This is a genomic window from Pseudanabaena sp. lw0831, assembly GCF_016584665.1.
Lineage (GTDB): Bacteria > Cyanobacteriota > Cyanobacteriia > Pseudanabaenales > Pseudanabaenaceae > Pseudanabaena.
This window is the reverse complement of the sequence record NZ_BBJB01000110.1, coordinates 46899-67717: the sequence shown is the minus strand read 5'-3', so window position 1 is coordinate 67717 and position 20819 is coordinate 46899. Positions and strand designations below refer to the sequence as shown.

16 protein-coding genes and 1 other RNA gene are annotated in these 20819 nt (G+C 43.0%); 3 read left to right on the top strand and 14 right to left on the bottom strand.

Features of this window, described 5'->3' with window-relative positions; genetic code table 11:
- Positions 1-21: 21 nt before the first annotated feature.
- From APA_RS22545 to APA_RS22510, 8 genes are all read right to left on the bottom strand, one after another.
- Positions 22-2373 carry a HAMP domain-containing methyl-accepting chemotaxis protein gene (locus APA_RS22545; protein WP_201324471.1) on the bottom strand — a complete coding sequence of 784 codons (2352 nt, stop codon included), beginning with the start codon at positions 2371-2373 and terminating at the stop codon, positions 22-24.
- 65 nt (positions 2374-2438) lie between these two features.
- Positions 2439-2966 carry a chemotaxis protein CheW gene (locus APA_RS22540; protein WP_201324470.1) on the bottom strand — a complete coding sequence of 176 codons (528 nt, stop codon included), beginning with the start codon at positions 2964-2966 and terminating at the stop codon, positions 2439-2441.
- 162 nt (positions 2967-3128) lie between these two features.
- On the bottom strand, positions 3129-3497 hold the full coding sequence (locus APA_RS22535; protein ID WP_094532768.1) for a response regulator transcription factor: 369 nt from the start codon (positions 3495-3497) through the stop codon (positions 3129-3131).
- A gap of 491 nt (positions 3498-3988) precedes the next feature.
- Positions 3989-5512: a YifB family Mg chelatase-like AAA ATPase gene (locus tag APA_RS22530; protein ID WP_201324469.1), complete on the bottom strand. Its 1524-nt coding sequence runs from the start codon at positions 5510-5512 to the stop codon at positions 3989-3991.
- 306 nt (positions 5513-5818) lie between these two features.
- Positions 5819-6094, bottom strand: coding sequence for a hypothetical protein (locus tag APA_RS22525; RefSeq protein ID WP_201324468.1), 276 nt, complete (start codon positions 6092-6094; stop codon positions 5819-5821).
- Positions 6095-6463: 369 nt separating this feature from the next.
- The gene (locus tag APA_RS22520; protein WP_201324467.1) at positions 6464-8890 is read right to left on the bottom strand and encodes an HD family phosphohydrolase; all 2427 of its coding nucleotides are present in this window, start codon (positions 8888-8890) and stop codon (positions 6464-6466) included.
- Positions 8891-9235: 345 nt separating this feature from the next.
- Positions 9236-9706, bottom strand: an RNA gene (gene rnpB / locus APA_RS22515) — RNase P RNA component class A.
- Positions 9707-9774: 68 nt separating this feature from the next.
- Complete coding sequence (locus APA_RS22510; RefSeq protein WP_201324466.1) at positions 9775-9927, bottom strand: hypothetical protein; 153 nt, start codon at positions 9925-9927, stop codon at positions 9775-9777.
- A 244-nt stretch (positions 9928-10171) separates the two neighbouring features.
- Between APA_RS22510 and APA_RS22505 the strand changes: the two genes are divergently transcribed.
- Positions 10172-10981 (top strand): SpoIID/LytB domain-containing protein, encoded by an 810-nt coding sequence (locus APA_RS22505; RefSeq protein WP_142655986.1) that lies wholly within the window; start codon positions 10172-10174, stop codon positions 10979-10981.
- Positions 10982-11066: 85 nt separating this feature from the next.
- The gene (locus APA_RS22500) at positions 11067-11351 is read left to right on the top strand and encodes a 4a-hydroxytetrahydrobiopterin dehydratase (protein ID WP_201324465.1); all 285 of its coding nucleotides are present in this window, start codon (positions 11067-11069) and stop codon (positions 11349-11351) included.
- Positions 11352-11461: 110 nt separating this feature from the next.
- Here the strand turns inward: APA_RS22500 and galE are convergent, their stop codons facing one another.
- The 5 genes from galE to APA_RS22475 form a co-directional block, all read right to left on the bottom strand.
- Positions 11462-12451 (bottom strand): UDP-glucose 4-epimerase GalE, encoded by a 990-nt coding sequence (galE, locus tag APA_RS22495; RefSeq protein ID WP_201324464.1) that lies wholly within the window; start codon positions 12449-12451, stop codon positions 11462-11464.
- Positions 12452-12588: 137 nt separating this feature from the next.
- Positions 12589-12879, bottom strand: coding sequence for a YlxR family protein (locus tag APA_RS22490; RefSeq protein ID WP_201324463.1), 291 nt, complete (start codon positions 12877-12879; stop codon positions 12589-12591).
- A 99-nt stretch (positions 12880-12978) separates the two neighbouring features.
- On the bottom strand, positions 12979-14220 hold the full coding sequence (gene nusA / locus APA_RS22485) for a transcription termination factor NusA (protein ID WP_201324462.1): 1242 nt from the start codon (positions 14218-14220) through the stop codon (positions 12979-12981).
- Positions 14221-14375: 155 nt separating this feature from the next.
- Positions 14376-14837, bottom strand: a complete 462-nt coding sequence (gene rimP / locus APA_RS22480) for a ribosome maturation factor RimP (protein WP_201324461.1) — start codon at positions 14835-14837, stop codon at positions 14376-14378.
- A 454-nt stretch (positions 14838-15291) separates the two neighbouring features.
- Entirely contained in the window at positions 15292-15510 is a 219-nt protein-coding gene (locus APA_RS22475) for a 4Fe-4S dicluster domain-containing protein (protein ID WP_201324460.1), read from the bottom strand.
- Between the two features lie 312 nt (positions 15511-15822).
- Here APA_RS22475 and APA_RS22470 point away from each other — a divergent pair, with 312 nt between their 5' ends.
- A complete protein-coding gene (locus tag APA_RS22470; RefSeq protein ID WP_201324459.1) occupies positions 15823-16962 on the top strand; it encodes a glycosyltransferase family 4 protein in 1140 nt (379 codons plus the stop codon).
- 67 nt (positions 16963-17029) lie between these two features.
- Here the strand turns inward: APA_RS22470 and APA_RS22465 are convergent, their stop codons facing one another.
- Positions 17030-20767 (bottom strand): WD40 repeat domain-containing protein, encoded by a 3738-nt coding sequence (locus tag APA_RS22465; protein WP_201324458.1) that lies wholly within the window; start codon positions 20765-20767, stop codon positions 17030-17032.
- Between the last annotated feature and the right edge of the window lie 52 nt (positions 20768-20819).

Below are 20819 nucleotides of genomic sequence, written 5' to 3'. Positions count from 1 at the left end.
GTATAGCTAGAGGTAATAATCCTAACGAACTCCCGTTGTTTTATCACCCGCATCAACACGGAATCGTTCCACAGAATCTTGGAGGCTGCGAGCCACACCCACCAGATTTTGGAGCGATGCTGACACCCTTTGAGACTCTTGCGAAGTTTCTTGGGCTGACAATTCAACTGACTGCATAACCTGCGATACCGTCCTTGAAGTCTCGGTTTGCTTGACTGTATCTTCTGTAATCGATAGTACCAAAGTTTCAATACGATGGGAAACTTGGATAATGTCTGTGAGTGATTGACGTGCTTGTTCAGCGCGTTTTGTACCGTCAATAACTTGTTGTGTACCTACTTCCATCGCTTGTTGCACGTTACTGGTTTCACTCTGAATTTGCAATACGATCTGTTCGATTTCTTTCGAGGCTTTGGCGGCGCGATCTGCGAGCTGACGAACTTCATCGGCAACGATCGCAAAACCTCGTCCTGCATCACCCGCTCTTGCTGCTTCAATACTAGCGTTGAGTGCGAGTAAGTTGGTACGGGAAGCAATCTGAGAAATCAAACCAACAATCTTAGAAATTTCTTGTGAAGACTCTCCAAGGCGCTTAACCTTGCGCGTAGTTTCTGCAACCGTTTCGCGAATGTCCAGAATACCTGCAACCGTACGTTCTACTGCATCGCCGCCCTTGATTGCTGTTTCGGATGCGAGTTTAGCGACCTGATCGGCTTCGCGCGCACTTTCAGCTACCCGTTGAATCGATTCAGTCATCATTTGCACTGAGTTTAAGGTAACGCTTAACTCTTCGGCTTGTCGTAGCGCATCCGATGACAAACTACGGGCAAATGCTTCATTCTCGCGGGAACTTTCGTTTACCTGACGCGCCGCTATTTTTACTTGGTTAACAATTTCGCGTAGGTTTTGAATGGTGAGGTTAAAGGAGTCAGCAACTGCGCCAAGTACGTCGGCGGTAACCTCCGCCTGTACAGTCAAATCGCCTCTTGCTGCGCCTTCTACGTCATCAAGTAATCGGATTACCTGACGTTGTAAATCTTCTTTGGCTTGTTCTTGCTCTGCGGCTTTGCGCTGGGCTTCGGTGGTATTAGACACAATCGACTGAATCATTTGGTTAAAGCTTGTCGCGAGTCTACCAAACTCATCTTCGCTATAAACTGAAGCTCGAGGACTCATATCGCCACGAATTACTGCCTCAAACTGAGCTTGTAAGTTTGCCGTCGATTGATCTATCAGCCGAGATGAGCGTTTGCCTAGTCCCCAAGCGATCGCCCCACTTGCCAAAGATGCGGCTCCACCCATCATCCAGCCAGTATTTCTGACTTGTTCCCTTGTTGCTTTATCTGAGATCGAACCAGTTGCAAAGTTCGTAACCACTCCTGCGGCAACCATAGCGACAACCCCTGCGGCGATCGCGGTGATCGCGTTTTTGGTCTTGAGCGGCATATTGTCAAAAGGAGAAAATAGACCACCCTGATCAGAGGCTTCGGCTACAACATCGGCTCCTGCTCTCTTTGTGCCAGCTGGTGTATTAATTGTCCCTAACCCAAACAACTCAGCCTCATTTTCCGATTGATTAAATCGTGCCGTGGGCATGTCTTGATTGGCTAATGATGTCGTATTTGAGCGTCCCGAAGTCGTAAAGTCTTGATTGCCAAAATCTGACATAGATCGGTCTGAGACCATCTGCGTTGCTTCTGAGTCTCCAAATGAATTAGAAAAAGATGATTCACTAATGTCATCAAAATCATCAAACTCATCCATAAAGACAACATCAGTATCTGCATTCATATTGCCTGAAGTACCACTAGGTTTGTAACCAGAGTTAAAACTTGCCCCACCTGTAAGTTGAGTCTCCGCACCATAGCTATACTGACTAGAGCCATTCATCGAAGTATCAGAACTAAAATCTTCAAAATCAAAATCGTCAATACGACTTGAGCCAGTACTTTGACCACCACTATCATCAGTAGACCAAGATCCTTGCGTATTGAAATTCGATTGGTTATAGCTATTATCTTCGTAGGCGTATTGCTTATTACTAAACTCATCTACTTCGCTGCCCATATTTCCTAGACCGTAGCTATCATCGTTAAGATCTAGTCTTTCTTTAGCTGCAGCAATACCGCTATGGGCATATTCTAAAATAGAGTTGTCGTCAGTCAAATGTAAAACAGTCTCATATTCACCAATTGAGTCTTGATAGCGCTCTAAGGCGAGATTTATATGGGCATGAAGAAGGCGATACATAGGGTCGCTAGGGCAGACTTTAACCAGCTCCTGAGTCAATTTACCAGCTTGGCTGTAGTCTCCTTGCATGTAGGCTAAGGAAGCCTTTTCGTATTCTTTTTGGTATTGTGTACTTGATGCCATGTGCTTTCTCCTAAAATCCCTAAAATCTCTGCCTTTTGCGCGAAATCATCTTGAAATTACTATGTCTAGGATGCCCACCTTGCCGATCGTAAAATATTAACTTGATCTAGCAGCTTTAGGGGATCGCTGTCTTCCATTATCCACTCACCTTTGATGAACGGAGCCATACTGTCAGAGCTATTTCTTGAGACATTAAGTTGTGAAGAATCAAGCCAAGCCATTACGCCAATTTGTTCTACCGCTAAACCTAACATCATGCCCTGATCCTCGATCGCAATGATCGAAATTTCTGCGCGATCTGTATTAACGGGAGGAGTCTCTCCCAAAAACTGACCGAGATCGCCTACCCAAACTACTCTACCCCGAATATTGACTGTACCAAGCAGTAGGGGGGAGACATTGGGCATCGGGTTAATCTTATCTGGAGCATATTCCAAAACTTGACTAACTCCAATTGCAGGTAAAGCAAACTCAATTCCAGAAGCCACAAAAAATCTTAAGTGCAGCTCACCTTCTGGAGCCTCGATACCTTGATCAAAGTCCGTTGCCTGATCTTGTCCGATGCCAGGGAAGAATTCTTGGTTTCCTACCATAATTTGAGGATCTCTACCTTGCAAAATAGCAAATTTTTAATGTCTTCAAGTTTTAAAAAACAAACATTTAGAATATTGAGAAAGTATTAAGGTATTGATGTTAACCAACAGCCATTAAATAATCAATAATTGTCTACACTTTTAGCATTCTTCGTGAAATTCTTAAGCTTTTCTCAGTAACTGCTTAACAGTACCAACTAGCTCTTGAGGCTGAAATGGCTTAGCTATATAGGCATCAGCACCCTGCTTCATTCCCCAATAGCGATCAAACTCTTCACCCTTAGATGAACACATTACGACAGGAACGCGCTCGGTTTTGGGATCGGTTTTAATACGACGACATAACTCATAGCCATTCATGCGAGGCATGACAATGTCCATAACCACTATGTCTGGACAATTGCCTTGCATTTGCTCCAGTGCTTCCACACCATCACCTGCTGTCTTAACGGTTAAGCCACTACCCTTGAGTAAGTCCTCAATCATTTCTCTTTGTGTCACGCTGTCTTCAACCACCAGAACTGTACTCATACATGAATGCCCCGATAGGATTCTTCCACTAGCAAATCACCAAACAAATATATTAAGGTTAATATGATTGGCATTTTGCTTTGCCCATCTTACAATTCTAAGTTAGCGCTTAATTATTTATTAAACTGTTCATATTTTAGTCTTCTCCGATAATGAGATTAAGTGTAGAGCCGAAAGTCAAGACACAAAATAGCATGTATAGGGCTTTGCTCTCGCATTAAACCAAAAATAATTTTTTAAATCATCTTAATTACATGAGTTCGGGATAATTTAATACCCTCTTTCTGCGAGCGAGAAAGCAAAATCCTCACATAGTGAGACTTTTGCTTTCTCGCTTGTAGACTATCAAGCCTAACCCGAACTGACCAGTAATTCTCATTATGTAAGATTGGCTTTGCAAATCTTTTTTTCAGCACTGCAGGCGCTGAAAACCTCAAAATCGCCCTCATGACTAGAAGTGATTCAAACTGAAGTTAAATTCTATGCATTATCTAGGTGACCCGATCAAGGGTGCGATATTGGACTGCTTCAGCAACATGAACTACTTGAATATTTTCGGCATTGGCTAGATCGGCGATCGTGCGGGATACCTTGAGAATGCGATCAGTCGCACGAGCTGATAAACCTAAACGTTTAATTGCGGCTTCTAATAAGTCTCGGGAAGGGTTATCTAGTTCACACCATTGGCGTAAATGTCTTGATTGCATCTGAGCATTACAGTTTACTCTTGCTTCCTGTTGAAATCGATTTTGTTGGATTTTGCGGGATGTTTGTACTCTTTCCTTAACAGCACTAGAGTTTTCCCCCTCGGACGATCGCGTCATCTCCTCAGGCTTCAATCTTGCCACAGTTACCTGTAAGTCGATTCGATCCATTAGCGGTCCCGATAATTTTGCCCAATATTGTTCACGCTGGCGTGGCGTACAAGTGCAAGGCTGCACTGAATCACCGTAATAACCGCACTGGCAAGGGTTTGTACTTGCGACGAGTGTAAATTGGGCTGGGAAGGTTACCGATTGGCGAGTGCGGGAAATGCTCACAAATCCATCTTCTAATGGTTGTCTCAAAAATTCTAATACGTCTCGCTTAAACTCTGTTAGCTCGTCCAGAAAAAGGATGCCATTTGTTGCTAGGGTGATCTCCCCAGGTCGCGGGAAACTTCCGCCACCAACTAGTGAGGGGCCAGAAGCGGAATGGTGAGGACTACGAAATGGGCGATCGCTTACCATTCCTTTACCTTTTAACAAGCCAGCCACAGAGTGAATTCTGGTCACTTCTAGAGCTTCATCAAAGTTCATATTGGGCAAAATGCTGGGTAAGCGTCTTGCTAATAGAGTTTTGCCAGAGCCAGGGGGCCCAACGAAAATCAGATTATGTCCGCCTGCGGCGGCGATTTCCAGAGCGCGACGAGCCTGATGTTGACCTTTAACATCTTTAAGATCTAGTTTAAATTCACTTTCATGCCATTTCAGGTCGGGATTGGCAATTACTGGCGGATATTTGTCAGGATTGGCTAAGAAATCCCCCACCTCAGTAATACTTTGTAATCCATACACAGCAAGTCCTTTAACTAAGGCTGCTTCTTGCGCGTTTTCCTTCGGCACAATAATCCCAATCATTCCTAAGCGCTGAGCGGCGGCAGCGATCGGTAATACGCCAGAAACAGGGCGAAGTGAACCGTCAAGGGAAACCTCACCTAAGAACAAGTGATCGCCTAACAACTGTGGATCGACCTGTTCGGAGGCAGCTAAAATGCCAATGCTAATTGGTAAATCAAAGATGGGACCTTCTTTACGCAGATCGGCAGGTGTGAGGTTAATCACAATCTTGCGCATGGGAAAAGCGAAGCCAGCGTTTTTGATTGCTGCCTTAACCCGCTCTCGGCTTTCTTGAACTGCGGTATCGGGTAATCCCACCAAGGTAATCCCAGGCAATCCTCCTGATACGTCTACTTCTACACCCACTTGGATGGCATCGATACCTAAGATTGCTGCGCTCCAAACCCTTGCTAACACGTTTCCCCTATCTCAATAAGACTTGCAAATTCTCAATTAATTAAGATTATCACATGTAAATTTACTATGAATTGCATATTATTGAGATTGCTATGCCTAGCATCCAGCAATTCTCATTATTAAAGATTGGTTTCATAGCGCCTTTGGTTACAGCCTTCCAGAGATTTAGGATTACTATACTTCTATGAAAGGCTTATTTTTAAATTGGAATTATTAATAGAGTAAGTAAAATATCTAACTTTAATTTTTAGTTTGACAGATAAATTATTTGTGATTTCTATTAGGATCGATTCAGTATTCTAAATACTATGTGAAACTGAGCGATCGCATATTAATTTCTTGTAGTTCTAAGCTTTGTTCTTGCGTTAGAGGGATTGAATCAGGAAAGGATTTATGCAGCAGAGAACTATAATCATTTGTAGGTTGCCAAGATGGCTCAAAGGGATGGGCTGCTAGGCTACAAGCTTCCCATGCAGGGCTGACAGGAACATCCAATTTCCCACAAAACCCGCCCCTTCTTCCTTCAGGATTGTAGTGCTGACACAATCGACAAGCTGGAACTGAGTTGCCTGAAGTGTTCATATATTTTAATTTGGCTTTGCCAAAAATTTATTGAAAACGATTTATTAATTAGTTCAATTATGCAGGGTGGTAATAGGAGTCTAAGCATGCTCTAATCCTTACTTAGGAAGCATTTTAGCGATCCCAAATAAAATATAAACTTAATAATGTCTTAACTGATTACTGTAATGCTTTCATAACAATCTTCTTGGGGAGTTTATAGAATCAAATCAAACGTTTTAATGATTAAGAAAATATAAAGATGTTTTTTATTTATATTTCTTCTAAGTGTTTTTAAGTACATCGGCGTAATTAAATATAAAACCCAAAAACCTATACAGACCGCGTAGCGGTCTGTATAGGTTTTTGGGTTTTATATTGTGAAAGTACCTATTTCAAAGCAATAGTTTTTGATATTGCTGTCTGAACTTGTGCTGTTACTGAATCTTTTGGCTTACAAAGATGATCGGGTAAAGCTGAGCCTGAAGGATCAAGTTTGTCTGCTAGGTGTGGATATTTAATCCTGCCATGGTTGCGCTCTTGCCAGACCTTGATAAATACAGGAGCAATCCGATCTAAATCTTCCCAAGACAAAGAGCAATCTTTGAGTTGACCGTCATCCCATCGAGCTTGAAAAATTCGCATGAGAAGCTTTTTGGCGGCTTCGAGGGTTGTTTCTGTACCAAGCGATCGCAAGGCAGCTTCACAGGCATCAGCTAGCATGACAACTCCTGTCTCGCGAGATTGAGGGATTGGTCCGACATAGCGAAAATCTTCCTCAACTACATGATCCGATCGCTTTTGAGCTTGGCAATAAAAATAGCTAATCGTGATTGTGCCTTGATGCTCTGGAATAAACGCTTGCAGCATTTCAGGAAGGTGATATTTCTGGGCTAGTTTGATGCCGCCTAAAACATGCTCCTTAACAATTTTGGCACTTTCCCAAGGATCGTTAAGTAGGTCATGGGGGTTAGGCTGCCCCATTTGATTTTCGATAAAATATTCAGGTCTGAGGGTTTTGCCAATATCGTGATAGAGCGTACCTGTTCGCACTAAGGCGGTATCGGCTCCCAGTTCACGGGCGGCAGCTTCAGCGAGGTTTGCCACAAATAAAGTGTGTTGAAAAGTTCCAGGAGTTTCTGTGACTAGACGACGCAATAAAGGGCGATCGAGGTTGGCTAGTTCGGCAAGACGAAAAGGGGTTAATGCGTAAGAAATATGCTCTAGATAGGGAATCGCACCAAGAGCGACGATCGCCGAAATTAGTCCTCCCGATGCATACTGAAGCGCGGTAATCGCGATCAGGACTAGTGGAGTCGAGCCTGCAATAAGTGCGATCGCAATATATACAGATGCTTGTAAAAAGCCGACAAGTAAACCTGTTGCCGCAAGATGCGATCGCGTGAGAGGGCGGTTAGTAATCGCCGCAGCGACAATTGCGCCAATGATTATAGGTGCGAGTGCCAGTAAGTCAGGGCTAATCGCGATCGCAAGCAAGCTTGATGTGAGACTGGTAACTAGGAGCGCAAGGCGAGAGCTGTAAAAGCTGCCAATGATTAGACCAATACTTGCTAATGGCAGAAATACGATCAAGTTAGGAGCCATAGTCACTGTGGCGAGAACACTACCAGTACAGATAATGCCAAGAGCCCACAGATCTTTGATGTGTAATTTTACTTTGAGTAAATATTGCCATCGCTGATTGGCATAGCCAAATATGCCAAAGCAGATTGCTGTAGTTGCGACCATCAAGATCAATCCACTAAGATTGACTTGCCTTTGTGTCATTTTTAGCTCGTCTAAAATAACGAATTGTCGCTCAGTAATTTTCTCCCCACCTTTTACGATTAAATCACCCGCTTTCAGTGAAATCCTTTGAGCCTGAACCGATTCAGATGCTTTGATCGCTCTTTCGGTTGTACCTACATAGTCAATTGTCATATTTGGCTTGGCTGTAGCAATGAGCAAAGCGATCGACATAGATCGATGTTCTTCATTGGTTGGCAAATTGCTCAGGTTAGTTAACCGTTTTTGCAGCATATCATCGGGCAATCCAGCCACAAGCCCTGTGGACTGTACATCGATCAAAGCTTGCCGCGTCAGGTTCTTGCAAGTTTCCCATTCTTCATTGGTCATTTCTAAGAGGCGATCGCGAAACATCTCTGGACCTTTTGCGGCTCTCTTTTGAGTCATTGCATAAGCTTTGCGCACATCGGTCACAGTATTGATAAGCTTTTGGTAGTCGGCGGGAAGAGCCTTAATTTTGTATAGAGTTAGCTCAGCCAATGCTACGGACGGGGGTTCTTTATCTCTATTGATAAAACTAGCTATAGCAGCCTGATTATTGACATTAGCAGCAAGTTTATTGGCTCTGTCTTGCAACTCTGACCAATCCAGATTAGAAATCCGTCTAAAATATCGTTGCACGTCATCATTGAGGATTTTGCGATCGACGTAAGGTAAGTTGCCAGATGATATTCGCAGGTTGTCGCCTACTTGCAGAAGTTCGTCTAGATGCTTTACGGCATTAGCATCTATCTCAGGATTGCTACGATAGATCGGGATTACTTGCTGTTTAGCTAGTTCTTTCGCTTGTTTAGTTGCCTCGATATCAGTTGCAGTAATCGTTCTTGGTGATCGTAAATCTTGATCGATAAATGTACCGATTCCTAAGCGTGGCTCAGAGTAAAAACGAATACTGAGGGTTGAAATCAAGCAGACAAATGTAATTCCTATAACTGCTCTACCAGACCACTTGCGAGATATGCGATGGGTCGTCTCAGGGAGCAACGATGAATGGTTGGGAGCAATTCCCATAGTTTAATTACTCTAGTTAAAATGTTTCGTAAGAACAAATGCAGTTTAAGGTTGCAATTCAAGCGATCTCATATAGATTCTAGATGTACCAGATCTTCAAGGTTAATATCAATCAAAAAACTTAAAATCTGCCTTTTGTTTTTTGACCACCTACGGCACAAAACCAAAAAATATATAAGCCGCTAGCGATTTTCTAATGGGCATATACTCATTAGAAAATCCAAAAATCAAACCCAGTAAGTTTTTGAGTTTTTATTCTTGCCGTAAGCACAATAAAAACTGTTGTTATAAAGACCAGATTTACAGCGTGAAGTGTCGTAATTTCTAGCCTTTGGAGAATTTTAATAGGAAGAGTAAGACATAAGCCGGGTTCTGTTTCAGGAGTTTTAACAACTGCCTTAGCGGTTATCTATCTGGGATATTTGTTGCCAAATACCTCATGCGGCACACACTTAATTGCGATCGCCTAGCTTTCACTAAGCAACCCCATTAAGTAACGGACACAAGATCAACTGAAGATCGCAACACTTGTATCCTCTCGCCTTGCTTCCAACTGGGGTTTACCGAGCCAGAGCCTCACGACTCTGCTGGTGCGCTCTTAACGCACCTTTGCACCCTTACCTGTTGTAGACATAGCGCTTCGCGCTATGTCTACAACAGGCGGTATTTTTCTGTGGCACTATCCTCACGATCGCTCGCACTGGGCGTTATCCAGCAGCCTGATCTTCGTGGAAGCCCGGACTTTCCTCAAAACTTGTACTCGAAATAGCCTTTCGTTAATTTTGAGACAAATTTCGCAACCGCACGCTTACTCTCCCTTATTACCATTATGTACTAAAGGGCGGTTTGCAGATATTTTGTGACTTGTTTATCAGCAATTCTCATTATGAAACCGATTTTTGTATTTCCAGCGCCAAAGGCGCTGGAAATACAAAAATCGGTTTTTTGAAAGCCAGCCGTAGGCTGGCTTTCAAAAAATCGGTTTTTATAATGAGAATTGCTGCTTGTTTATAGAAATTTCCAAATGGCAACACCATTTTGGAAATTAAAAGACCTTACTGAGTTTGGTTTTTAATTTCCAAAATGGTGACCATACTTTTAGAAATTGGTATTACCTCGGTAAAATTCAGGCAAAAGCTGCTATAAGTATGCAGAAATAATGTTTATCAAAATTAGATTGTTTTGCTAAACTGTTTGGTTATCCGAGGTTAAACTAAAATGCCTCAAGTCGTACTCAAAATTAATTACATTCTTTGCTTACAGGTGTAAGTGACTAACTAAATGATGAAACACTTCTCCAAAGGGATGTACACGCTAATTTTGTCCTTGATGTTGGTAATTGTCGCGGGAGTATCTCAGGCTGCTGCTGCCAATTTATTGAGGGTTTTGGTTAGAGAGGAAAATGGCTCCAAAATGTCTGTAGCTGTGACCCAACCATCGACCCTGCAAGCATCAGGACAGTCAAGCCGCCGCCTCGATCCTGGTAAGTGGTATACATTGCCCCTTACTTCGGCATATCGGATTACCCCTAGCAATAATGGATTGGTGCAAGTCGGCAGCAATCTTTATCCAGGCGAGATCGAATTGCGTGCTTGGAATAACAAGGCGATCGCAGTTAATGTGTTGTCCCTTGAGGAATATCTTCGTAGCGTTGTGCCTAGCGAAATGCCGGCAAGTTGGCATATGGATGCATTAATGGCGCAAGCAGTGGCGGCTCGTAGCTATGCTGTCAATACCCAGCGTCAACGCAAATGGGGGGAAGCCCCATACGATTTAGTGAGCGATACTCGCGATCAAGTATATAAAGGCTTCTATCGCTTTGATCCACAAACTGGTCAGGCGATCGCCCTAATTCATAGTCGTAGCGATCAAGCTGTCGCCTCAACCGCAGGCTATATGCTCAGACCTGGTTTTAAGGGTTACTATCGCGCCCGTTTGCCCCGCAACTGGATTAGCTGGGGTGGCGGATATATGCCAGTCTCCGACGGACAACACCTCGATCAAGAAATGACTCAACAAATGGCTGAAAATGGCTGGAATTGGGTACAGATTTTATCTTGGTGGTATCGAGATCAACCGATCAAAAACTAAAAAAAGAGGCGACACATTGTGTCGCCTCTTTTTTTAGTTTTTGTGTGAATATAGGCTTAACTCTCTCTGTATTCATCCAAAAGTCATGGCTATTCAAAAATTATCTGAGGTCGAAATCTCATCTGCGATCGCACAGTTGGCAGGCTGGTCAGTTGTTGATCACAAGTTACAAAAAAACTTTAAGTTTCGTGATTTTGTTGAAGCCTTTGGCTTTATCAGCAAAGTCGCGATCGTTGCTGACAAGATGGGACATCATCCTGAACTTTTTAATGTCTATAACAAAGTCAAGATTGATCTCACCACCCATGATGCTGATGGTATCAGCGCTCTCGACTTTGAACTAGCTCAAAAAATTGACAAACTTCTATAGCTCTTTGCGCTCAAAAACAAACCAGAGTCGCTTTTTTAAAAGTGTTGCGAAGCGACACTTTTAAAAAAGCGCCATGCCTAAAAAAATTGGACGCAAAGCGTCCAATTTTTTTAGGCATGGCGCTTTTGATGCCATTGCCATGAGTGCTGCAAAATCAAATTTAAATCGGCGTATTTGGGTTGCCAATTCAAAATTGTCCTTGCTTTCTCGCTGCTGCCAACCAAAGCGGGGGGATCTCCTGCACGGCGATCGCCCATCACCACATTAATCGGCTTACCCGTAATTTGCTTTGCTGCATTAATTACCTCTTTGACCGAAAAGCCATTGCCATTACCAAGATTAAAAATTTCGCTCTTGTTGCCCTTGAGCAAATATTGCAAGCCCAGTACATGCGCTTCAGCTAAGTCAGTTACATGGATATAGTCACGGATGCAAGTCCCGTCTGCGGTTGGATAATCAGAGCCATAAACTGTAATCGCTTCGCGTATACCCAAAGCCGTTTGTAAAATTAGTGGAATCAGATGTGTCTCAGGATTGTGATCCTCTCCGATCGCCCCATCAGGATCGGCTCCTGCGGCGTTAAAATATCGAAAAATTACCGAATTCAGCCCATAGGCGACATCAAAATCCTGTAAAATTCGTTCGACCATCAGCTTGGTCGCCCCATAAGGATTAATCGGTGCTTGCGGATGATCTTCCGTAATGGGGATTTGCTGTGGTACGCCATAACTGGCACAGGTGGAAGAAAACACAAAGGTTTTAATATTCGCCGCAACCATCGCCTCCAACAACGACAAAGTTCCAACCACATTGTTGCGATAGTATTTGTCTGGCTGCGTCACCGACTCGCCGACATAAGCATAGGCGGCAAAATGCATCACAGCAGTAATTTGGCGATCGCTAAATAAGCGATCGAGCAAAGTGCGATCATTAGTGTCACCAATAATCAATTCTGCTCCTAGGGTTTCCGCAATATCTTGGTGACCATAGACGAGATTGTCTAAAATCACCACCTTATAACCAACCTGTTGCAGTACTTTGACTGCATGAGAACCGATATAGCCTGCGCCACCCGTGACCAGAATTGTTTGTTTACTCATAACTTTGCAGATTATTGCTAATTGAATTTGAGTTTATACCAATTGCCGAAAGTGTCGCCACACTTTCGGCAATTAAAAACTAAACCCAGTAAGGGTTTTAAAAGCTCAAAATGGCGTAGCCATTTTGAGCTTTGGCCTTAAAGACGTGATTTGAGAATGTCAAAAATTTCAGGTGGAATTTGGGTGCGGAGCGATCGCCCTAGGCGATTTTTCTTTTGAGCTAGTTGTAAACACTCCAACTTTTTACAGAGATAAGCTGATCGCCCCATGCCATGATCGAGTTGAATTTGATTTTGATCATGTTTGGCGTTAGCTTCGTTGGGGTTCTTATCTGTTGATGCGATCGGCACACGCACTACCCTCCAAAAAGTATCGCGGATGGAGATACATTGGCAACTAACACAACGACGGTGTAGCTTCAGAGCCAAGCTAATTTACTCCTAAGTACTTGTAATTACCCAAAGTTGTAAAGTTGCGCCCCGTAGGGGCACAACTTTACAACTTTGGGTTTTGTAATCTGTAGATTTTTAATCTTCATTGTTGTCATAATCATTTTCATCATCTAGATCAGATTGTTCAAGGATGGGCGCTGTCCTCGCAATACTTTCTTGAGCTTTGCGATCTTCATCTTCATAGTCGTACTTTGACAAATTTTTGATATCAATTTTCCAGCCAGTCAACCGTGCCGCCAAACGTACATTTTGCCCTTCCTTACCGATCGCAAGACTTAGCTGATCCTCAGGGACAATAACATGGGCAATTCTTTCATTGGCATTAATCAAGCGTACTTCATGAATTCGCGCAGGGCTTAATGAATTGGCAATATAAGTCGAAGGATCGGGTGACCATCTGATCACATCAATTTTTTCACCGCGTAGCTCAGCAACTACCGCTTGAATCCTTGCCCCTCGCGCTCCAATGCAAGCTCCCACAGGATCGACATCGCGCTCAAGTGTGTCTACAGCAATTTTAGTGCGTGGCCCAACAGCGGGCGATGGGGGATTAGCTTCTCTCGCCACTGCTACTATACGAACGATTTCCTCTTCAATTTCGGGTACTTCGTTAGCAAACAAATACACGACTAAACCTGCATCGGCACGTGAGACTAATAATTGAGGACCACGCCGTGAACCTTCAAAGACCTTTTTTAGATAAACCTTAAGGGTCATATTGGGGCGATAGGGTCTTTCGCCTGCAAGTTGTTCTCGTTTTGGTAGCTCTGCCTCAACTTCAGGTTGTCCAAATCCACTACTGACAGAGACAATTACGGAAGTAGTTTCAAAACGCAGTACTCGACCTTGTAAAACAGTTCCTTCAATGTCTTGAAACTCCTCTTGAATGATCTTGCGTTGTTGATCTCTCAGCTTTTGAGCTAATACTTGTTTAGTCTGGATTGCTGCCATGCGTCCAAAGTCACCTTGTTCTGGGGTCACATCGACAACTACAGTTCCTCCAGCTTGGGCTTCAGGAGCAACTTCACGAACTTCAAACAAACCAATTTCATGATCGGCATCACCAACTTCATCAACAATTGTCTTTGTCGCTAGAACCCGAAATCCTTCAGCTTCAAGATCTAGTTCTACATCAAAGTTATTAAAATGCTCTTCTTCAAAGTTAATTCCATCAGAGCGATAGGTTTTGCGGAAGCGCTCATATCCCTTGAGCAAAGCTTCACGTAAAGCGTTTTGGACGGCATGTTTGGGTAGATTCCGCTCTTTGCTAATCACCTCCACCATTTGTCCTAATCCAGGTAAATTCAATAATGACATAAGTATTTCTCGCTTCTATAAAAATCAATAACTGCAATGCTCTATAGCGGTTTCCATTTTGCCGTTGGTAAAATGGAAATTCCAAACCCTTACTGTGATTGCTTTTTGCTTTGTAAATGAGTGTGCCATCATTTGCAAAATGCTATAGGTTCTATTTATTCCATTTTGGTTAATTCAACACGCTCAACAAGTTCACGGGGAATATTGACAATCCGCCCTTTGATACTAATCGTCACATGCGTCTCGTTTCGTGACATGAGATGTCCGCTCCAACTTTGCTTGCCTTCATGGAGGACTGTTGTGCTAACGGTAACCATGAAACCTCGAAAAGCCACAAATTCGCGATCGCCCTGTAACTGACGTTCGGCTCCTGGGCTAGAAATTTCTAACACATAGGCATGGGGAATCAAATCGGCCGCATCAAGAGTTGGCTCTAGCGCCCGACTCATCCGTTCACAGTCCTCTAACCCCGTATTTTGATCAGGGTTGCGAATATCGACCCGCAATACCACAGGATTTTTATTGGTATGCAATACAACATCGACAACCTCTAACCCAAGGGGCGAGGCAACTTCTTCAGCAATTTGAAAAATTTGCGGAATTAGAGGATGACTCATAGAATTTAAGATTTGAGCTTGCAGTGTGAACGTTTATTTGTTTTTGACGTAAGAGTTTTGGAGCCAAGCTGTAAAAAGCTATTAAATAAAAAAAAGCTATAAAAAAACAAAAAAGTGGGACAATCGCCCACTCTTTGAGTGCTTTTATCTTTAAACCGATCACAGCAAAAAGCATCACAGTTGCGATCTTCTTGCTGCTGTAGATCTGGTGGCTACCTGCAAAATGTGCAACAAGTAGTACTCAGATACATTTCTTCGGAGCTTGTGTACTACAGGAAAAACATGGCTATCTTAGCCTGTTTACTCTTGGCTACTTACCTGTTGGTACTGAAGTTTATACTATCACGCTGACTACAGATCAAAAAGAAAAAAACATGAAAACCAGAAATTTTCATTTTGAAACGAATTTTAATGTTTGCAGCGCCGAAGGCGCTGCAAACATTAAAATTCGTTTTTATATTACTAACTCAGGACGCTCTTCTGGCAAAATAGCCCCGTGAACAGGGCATACCTGCAAGCAAACACCGCAGTCAATACAAATTGAGGCATCGATCTTAAACCAAATCGTCCCCTTAATGTTCGCGCCCTCACCCTGCTCGATACAGGCAACAGGACAAGCAGGTACGCAATCGGCTATGCCTTCACATATATTTGAGGCGATCGAATAAGACATATGCGGTGATATCCAACTTGGAGCAATGAATTCGGCTATTTGTATTATGAAACCAATTTAGGAACTTGTATTACTACAGGAGATGTAAATTACTAAATTGGCTGTAATAAAAGTATGTAGGCAGGAGCAATTAAATATAAGACCGCTATTTTTTATATTAAAGTCACTGAATGTACGACTTTTATAAAAAATATGGGTTATTTTTGTCACAAATTGTCATAAGTTTGTAGAAGATTACAGACGAAAGTTATGTTCTTATACAAACCATTTAGAATTGCTGTATGTAGAGATGTCAATAGTTAATAAATTTTTATGAAAACATTACAGCTAGGTACAAGCTGGTTTTTAGAAGAAGCAGGTGGATTAGCGCGTGTTTATTACGGTTGTGTAAACTATCTGCCCAAAGTTGGTGTTGAAGTTAATGGCTTAGTGGCTGGCTCCGATCGCATTTTCCAAAGTTCAGGTGGGAAAGTGCAGACATTTGCATCGACAAATAGCTCAACATGGCAACGATTGCTAGGTGCGAGAAGAGCTTTCAATCATGCGATCGCAAATTCTGAATTTGATTTGGTAGCATCACACTTTGCCTTGTATACTTTGCCTTTACTAGATCGCTTAGGTAAACTGCCTCTAGTGATGCATTTTCATGGACCTTGGGCATTGGAGAGTCAGGCCGAAGGAGCAGGGCGATTATCGACTTGGGGGAAATGGGCGGTCGAAAAGCTGGTTTATGGGAGGGTAAATGGATTTATTGTTTTGTCAGAATCATTTCGGCAGGTTTTACATAAAACCTATAATGTGCCATTAGAAAAGATTTTTATCGTCGGTGGCGGAATTGATACGGCGGAATTTAATCTGAATTTGACGATCTCTCAAGCGAGAGAAAAACTAGGCTGGCCGCAGGATCGAAGGATTATCCTCTGTGTGCGACGATTAGTTCAGCGTATGGGTTTGGAGAATTTGATTACAGCGATCGCCTTGGTGCGTAAGCAACATCCTGATGTATTACTACTAATTGCTGGCAAAGGGGCGATCTCCGAGGCTCTGCGATCGCAGATTCAAGAATTGCAATTAGAGGATCATGTGCAGTTATTGGGATTTGTGCCAGATCAAGACTTGGCGCTCTCCTATCGTGCTGCTGAGTTATCGATTGTGCCAACAGTATCACTGGAAGGATTTGGACTAATCGTAATTGAATCTTTAGCTGCGGGTACGCCTGTATTAGGGACACCGATAGGCGGTATTCCTGAAGTTTTACGGCCATTTTCTGCCGATCTAGTCTTAGAAGGTAGCACGACCAAGCAATTAGCTCAAGGGATAAGCGAAGCCTTATCTGGACAGCGAAAAATCCCAAGTGCTGAAGAATGCCAAACCTATGTTAAGCAAAATTATGATTGGCAAGTAATTGCGACGCAAATGAAATCTGTTTATGAACAAGTTATCAAATCATAGATACTCCTTGTCCACCGAAAGAATAGATGCTGTAAAAGTAAATAACCGCGCGAAGCGCGGCTATCTATTATTCTTCAATCGCACCGAGGGCAAGTAGCTTAGCTTTTTGAGCAGAGGTCAAACCTGTGGCTTCAGAAATATTTAGCCCTTCATAGGGACGTGGTTCACGATAGGTTTTGATACATTTACCTGTTTTAACATCCCAGAGTTTGACTGTTTCATCACGACTACTGCTAGCAATCAGATCGCCATTAGGAGAAAATGACACTGTATATATAGTGCCAATATGTCCAACTAAAGTGCCCATCACTTCGCCAGTTTGCCAATTCCAAATATTGATTTGGGCATCTTCGCCAGCACTTGCCAGCAACATTCCTTTGGGATCGGCGGCAAGTGTCAAAACATTGCCATCGTGACCTATAGGCTCAGAGATAAATTCACCACTTCTGATATTCCAGCGATAAATTAATTTGTCCCCACAGCCAAAAACCATGTGGGGTTGCATTGGCATAAATGTGACATTAGAAGCAAATGCGGTAAGTTGATCCAACGTTTGGACGCATTCTCCAGTTTTGGTATCCCAAATTTTTACTGTTTTATCGCGACTGCTGCTGATCAGATAACGATCATCGGCGCTAAAGGCGATCGCCAAGATTGCCGATGTATGTCCTTGGAGAATAAGTAAACATTCACCAGTGGCAATATCTCTGAGTTTAATTACTCGACTGGTTTCACCAGTCGCCAACAATTTCCCATCATGACTAAATACTAAAGTTCGGGCTAAATCAGGATGTTCGGTAATTGTGGTGAGGCAATTGCCACTGCTGACATCCCATAGTTTGATCGTGCAGTCTTCCGCACAACTTGCCAGCAATGTGCCAATAGGACTAAAGGCGACTTGCCAAACATGCCCTGCGTGCCCATGCAAAGCCCGAATGCATTGACCTGATTGGATATCCCAAAGACGAATAATCGAGTCGTCACCACCACTAGCTAACAGGCTTTGCTCTAAATTAAAGACAACGGAGCGCACAGCATTGGTATAACCTTGCAAAATCCGAAACTGCTTTCCTGATGTAACTTCCCAAAGATTAAGGAGATGCTCATTAGAGATATTGCTTGATGTATCGGTATCGCTCTGATTGCTACCTTTGACTGTCCATGATCGTCCTGTATGACCTTGAAAAGTCCGCATACAGAAACCTGTATCAATTTCCCAAAGTTTTACCATTTCATCGCCGCTACTGCTAGCTAGGACTAAGCGATCAGGATGAAAAGCAACTGAACGTACCCAATGGTTATGACCTGTTAAGGTTTTAAAGCATTGGGCTGTCTTCAGATTCCAAAGACGGATTGTGCGATCGCCGCTTCCCGTGGCAAGGGTTGAGCCATCATGGCTAAAACTCACAGCAAAAACAGTATGTGTATGCCCTGTCAAGGTCTTTATGCAATTACCAGTGTCCACATTCCATAGTCTTGTGGTTTTGTCTTCACTACCACTAGCTAATACATTGCCGTTGTGACTAAAGGCGATCGACCAGACAATATCTTCATGTCCTTCAAATATACGTAAACATTCACCAGTATCGATGTCCCATAGCCGCACCGTGCAATCATCGCTGCTACTTGCCAGCAAATTTCCTTTTGAGCTAAAAGCAACAGCTTCGACAATATCTTCATGACCATGCAAGATTTTAATAGCTTGTCCATCTCTCCATAGTCTTACCGTGCGATCGGCATGACCACTAGCCAAAGTTGTGCCATCAGGGCTGAAGGCAACTGACATAACTGCGCCGATATATCCTTGTAGAGTATTTAAGCAATCTCCCGTTGCGACATCCCATAACTTAATCGATTGATCAACACTACTACTAGCTAAAACCGTTCCTTCGGGATTGAAAGCTACGGAAACCACCCATCCTTTATGACCGCGATAAGTGAGTATTGGCTTGCCATCACTGACTTGCCAAAGATGAATATCGCCTTTAGTATCACCGATCGCTAATAATTTGCCATTAGTACTAAAAGCTACTGATAAGACTCCGCCAATTACCTCCGCAAACACAGATTTAATGACCGCAGTCTGAGCAAAGTTTACTCGATGTAATTTGACTTCAGACAAATAAGCTTGGCGAATAGCTAGATAGGAGAAGTCAGTCCCTGTTAAATCAATACCAAGATTGCATAACAAGTTAATAATATTGCCACCACCATAGCCGAAGGTTGATTTCATTTCTCCGTCGGGGCGTAGTTCTCGTCTTCGTAATTCTTCAAGAGTCTGAAATAGCTCTTTAGCAACCATTTGTTTACTACCCAAACGCCCTAAAAGTTTGGTGGTCAGAGGTTCTAAAATCAGGCGGGTTTGACTTTGGCGAATATAGTCCTTGGTGGTTGCTTTGATCAAGGCATAGTGGCGTAAATAGAAAAGTTGACGATTCAGCTTTAATTGGATACTTGGTAAAGCGCCGAGAGGATGCTCTTGAGTGATTTCTTGATAAATTTGCTCAATCAATAAGTTGGTGACAAACTCCATAACTACAGGCTGCTGAGTAAAACCTGCGGCTGTATGTTCGACTAACGATCGCCTTTTTAGCGATCGTAGCGACATCATGAGATGATTTTGCTCGATCTTTGGCACAATATCGGAGCGTAGTTCATTAGGCTGGACTGGCTCACGGTTAATTGCTAACCAAATCATGATTTGTTTCTCATGGGCAGTCAGTCTCTGATATTGCTGCTCGATCAGATTGCCGATACCACTAAAAATGATCGTTTTTTGTTCTAAAAATCGGTTAATACTACCTGAATAGAGATCTTTAATCGAAGTTGCGGCGATCTTCAGTGCTAAAGGATTACCACGATACCAATCTACTAAACGATGCAAATCATCGCTCATGGCTTTGATCCCCTTGGCTTCGAGGACGCGCTCGGCGGCAGGTTCATCTAACCCAGTTAGTTGCAAGGCACGCACAGGCAAGATGTCTCCCTCCAAGGTGGCGACTTCTTCTGGCATTTCACGGCTAGTAATCACTACACAACTACGATGGGAAACTTCACCAACCCTTCTTAACAGCGAGCCATAGCCTTCAAAATCCTTACGATACGCCCCCGCTTGAGCTTCATCTTTCAGAACTGATTCAAAATTGTCTAATACCAATAAACAGCGATAGCGCTGTAAATATTCCATTAATCTCGAAATTAAGGCATTGGTATCCGTGGTATCAGGAGTTTCTTTCTGTTGTGACAGGAAATGGATCACAGCAGTCAACATTTCACTTGGGGTTTTGGCATTATTTAGCGATCGCCACACCACAAAATCAAATTTACCTTGCAATTGCTGAGCTAATTTAACAGACAGGGCTGTTTTGCCCAATCCACCCATGCCTAAAAGTGCCACCAACCGACAGCGATCGGGATCTATCCATTTTTCTAGGATTTCTAACTCGGATTTACGACCATAAAAAAAAGTAACATCAACAACTTCGCCCCAGTCTTGATGGCTGCTTGCCGAAGACTGTAAATTGGGGACAGTCGTGGGAGAATCAGATTGATTCTTTTGTATTTGACGGCGAATTACATTTTGCACCGTACTTTTGGTTACTTTCTCGCCAAAAGTTTCCGTTAATAAATGCCAAAGCTTATGGCTGACTAGCTTTATGTAGCCAGCATCATAGCCAGTCTGCTTAGCAATCTCAGAATAAGACAAACATTGCCATACCCCAAGAAAGACAGACTGCTCAACTCGAGACAGACTGCGCTCTTTTAACGACAACTCTATAAATGTCACCGCCTCATCAGCCGTCATAGATGCGCCTTAAAGATATAAATATAACTTTTATATAACCTCACTATTGTCA